A 3,190-nucleotide genomic window follows, 5' to 3' on the forward strand; every position below is an offset into this window, starting at 1 on the left:
CAGGGGCGTGAGCCGCATGGATGCGGCGACCGAGCTTACATGGACGTACTTGCAGCGCCCCCTGCGCAGCCCACCCGCCCGGCCAAACCACGGCTTGTGCTTTCGCGCTCCGCCACGAGGGGCTCAGCCGTTGGCCTTCGCCTTCGCCTCGCGCGCGGCCTGCTGCTCGACCAGGGTCAATGCCACGTTGTCGCGCAGGTACGCCGGCTCGACCTTCTCCGGTGCGATCGCCTCGCCACGCGCGAACGCCGGCACCGCCAGTGCCAGCACGTCCGACGCCCGCGGCAATGCCGCGGCATCGAAACCGCGCAGGCCACTGCCCAACTGTGCCACCAGCGCGCCGTCGCCCGCGCCGAAACCGGTACCGACACCGTAGGCCGACATTCCTTCCGGCAACGTCACCACGGAGGGCGCGCAGACGCGCTCGGCATCGCGCGCGACCGGCAGGCCGTCGACGCGTTCGAAGCGCGCGACGTAGAGTTCACCCATCCGGGCATCGATTGCCGACAGGATCTGCGTTTCTTCCACCGGTGCCCGCAGCGCCAGCACCTGCAGCGTCGAAACCGGCAGCAGCGGGCGGTCCAACGCCAACGCGATGCCCTGGGCGATGGCGATCGCCAGGCGCACACCGGTGAACGCCCCCGGGCCGCGACTGAGCGCGATGCCGTCGAGCTGGCGACGGCCGATGCCGGCTTCGGCGAGCAGCGCCTCGGCCCATGGCAGGCTCAGGTCGGCATGCCGGCGCGGGGCGATCTCGAAGCGTTCCAGCACCTGCCCATCAACATGCAGGGCAACGGAGCAGGCTTCGGTGGCGGTTTCAAAGGCGAGCAGTTTCATCAGATCAGGTCAGAACAGGGGGAACGTGGCACCGGGAGCCGGCTCCGGGCCCGGCGCGACAGCGGCCGGGTCAGCCGGATCATCAGCCACGGGCCCCCATTGTGGCGTAAAGAAGGCCTGCACATCGGCCAGGCTGCGGGTGCGGCGGAAGGGTGGCAGTGAATCCAGGAAGACCCGGCCATAGCCACGGTTGAGCAGGCGCGGATCGCACAGGACCAGCACGCCACGGTCGCTTTCGCTGCGGATCAGGCGACCGACACCCTGCTTCAGTGCGATCACCGCCTGCGGCAACTGTTCGTCGCGGAACGGATTGCCGCCCTGGCTGCGGATCGCCTCCAGGCGTGCCTCGTACACCGGATCGTCCGGTGCCGCGAACGGCAGCTTGTCGATCATCACCACGCTCAGCGCTTCGCCGACCACGTCCACGCCCTCGCGGAAACTGGCCGAGCCCAGCAGCACGCCATTGCCCGATTCACGGAAGCGCTGCAGCAGCGTCGCGCGCGGTGCCTCACCCTGCACGAACAACGGCCATGGCCCGTCGCGCAGTGCTTCGGCCGCCTCGCGCAATGCACGGTGCGAGGCGAACAACAGGAATGCCCTGCCCTGCGATGCCTGCAGCACCGGCCGAAGGGTCTGGATCAGCGCGGTTCCGAAGCCCCGTGCGGCCGGATCAGGCAGGCCTTCCGGCAGGTAGCACAACGCCTGCTCGGGCCAGTTGAACGGACTCGGCTGGACCAGGGTATGCGGATCGTCCAGGCCCAAGCGCGTGGCGATGTGGTCGAATCCATTGCCCACGGTCAGCGTGGCCGAGGTGAAGATCCATGCCGCGCGGCTGCGCTCGCGATGCTCGCGCAGCGGGCCGGACACATCCATCGGCGTGCGCTGGCAGCGGAAACCCCGCGGCGTGAGCTCGTACCAGAGCACATCGGCGGCACTGGCGTGGTCCGCCGGATCGGTATCGAAATCCAGGGTGGGTTCATCATCGCCCAGCCAGCGCTGCAACCGCGACACCGCCTCGCGCGCCCGCGCATGGCAGGCGTCCAGACCCGCCGCCGATTCGCGCAGCGGCTGAAGTCCCTGCTCCAGTGCCACCAGGCCGGCCATCACCGTATCGAAGCCGTCGCGGACCTGTGGCATGGCCAGCGCACGCCACTGCGTACCACGCGGCGGCAGCCCCTCCATCGCCGAACGCAACGCCAGCAACGCCTGTTGCAACTGGTCGACCGGCTCCTGCAGCGCCGATTGTGCGCCCCCTACGCCGCGCGCTTCAGCCAGGCAGTCGCGACCCAGTTCCTGCCATGGGCGCATGCCGAAACCTTCGCCGAAGAACTGCGCTGCCAGTTCGGGCAGCTGGTGTGCCTCGTCGATGACAAAGGCCTGCGCCCCCGGCAGCAACTCGCCGAAGCCGTCCTGTTTCAGTGCCAGATCGGCCAGCAGCAGGTGGTGGTTGACCACCACCACGTCGGCGGCCTGCGCACGCTGCCGTGCGCGCACCACGAAGCAGTCGTCCCAGAATGGGCAATCGGTGCCCAGACAATTGTCGACAGTGGAGGTGACCATTGGCAGCAGCGGCGAGTCATCGGCCAGGCCCTCCAGCTCGGCGATGTCACCGAACTCCGAGCGGCCGGACCACGCCAGGATGCGCTGGAACTGCGCGGCCTGTTCGGGACTGGAAAACCGCGGCTCGCCCCGCGCCTGCTGCAGTCGATAGCGGCACAGGTAGTTCGCGCGCCCCTTCAGCAGCGCGCTGCGCAGGCCGACGCCCAGCGCCTGGCGCACGCGCGGCAGATCGCGGTGGTAGAGCTGGTCCTGCAGCGCGCGGGTACCGGTGGAGATGATGGTGCGCAGCCCGGACAGCAGCACCGGCACCAGATAGGCGAAGGTCTTGCCGGTGCCGGTACCGGCCTCGGCCAGCAGCAGGTCCCGCTGCTGCAGCGCATCGGCAATGGCAGCGGTCAGGTGCAGCTGTGCCGGACGCGGGACGAAGGCATCCAGATGCGAGGCGAGCGCGCCGCCTTCGCTGAGGGCTTCGCGGCTGGCATGGACAAGGTCGGACATCAGAGGGAAAGGATACCCGGCAGGGCGCTGCCCGGCACCCGTTTCAAGCCAGGGCAACAGCAACAGCGGTGTCCATGGCTCTGGGTTTTTACGTGCTGGGCAGGCCGGGAGGGGCAGGCAGGACACGCCGTAAACCCATCCATGGGGGCTCGATGGCGCCATCCATGGCGCCAACGGTCCTGCCTGCCCATGCCACCCCACCTCTGACAGATTTCAGCGATCTGATGGATCCACGCCATGCGTGGATGAATCTCCATCGAGTTCGAGTATTTCGACAATTGATCGAAGAGCATCC

2 protein-coding genes are annotated in these 3,190 nt (G+C 68.5%); both read right to left on the reverse strand.

Features of this window, described 5'->3' with window-relative positions; all coding sequences use genetic code 11:
- Nucleotides 1-123: 123 nt before the first annotated feature.
- Nucleotides 124-837, reverse strand: coding sequence for a tRNA (adenosine(37)-N6)-threonylcarbamoyltransferase complex dimerization subunit type 1 TsaB (tsaB, locus tag AC10QF_RS20040; protein WP_053501251.1), 714 nt, complete (start codon nt 835-837; stop codon nt 124-126).
- Between the two features lie 9 nt (nt 838-846).
- The gene (gene yoaA / locus AC10QF_RS20045) at nt 847-2,895 is read right to left on the reverse strand and encodes a DNA repair helicase YoaA (protein ID WP_065185418.1); all 2,049 of its coding nucleotides are present in this window, start codon (nt 2,893-2,895) and stop codon (nt 847-849) included.
- Nucleotides 2,896-3,190: the final 295 nt, after the last annotated feature.

The organism is Stenotrophomonas maltophilia complex sp. Om-AH-Sm3, assembly GCF_059337855.1.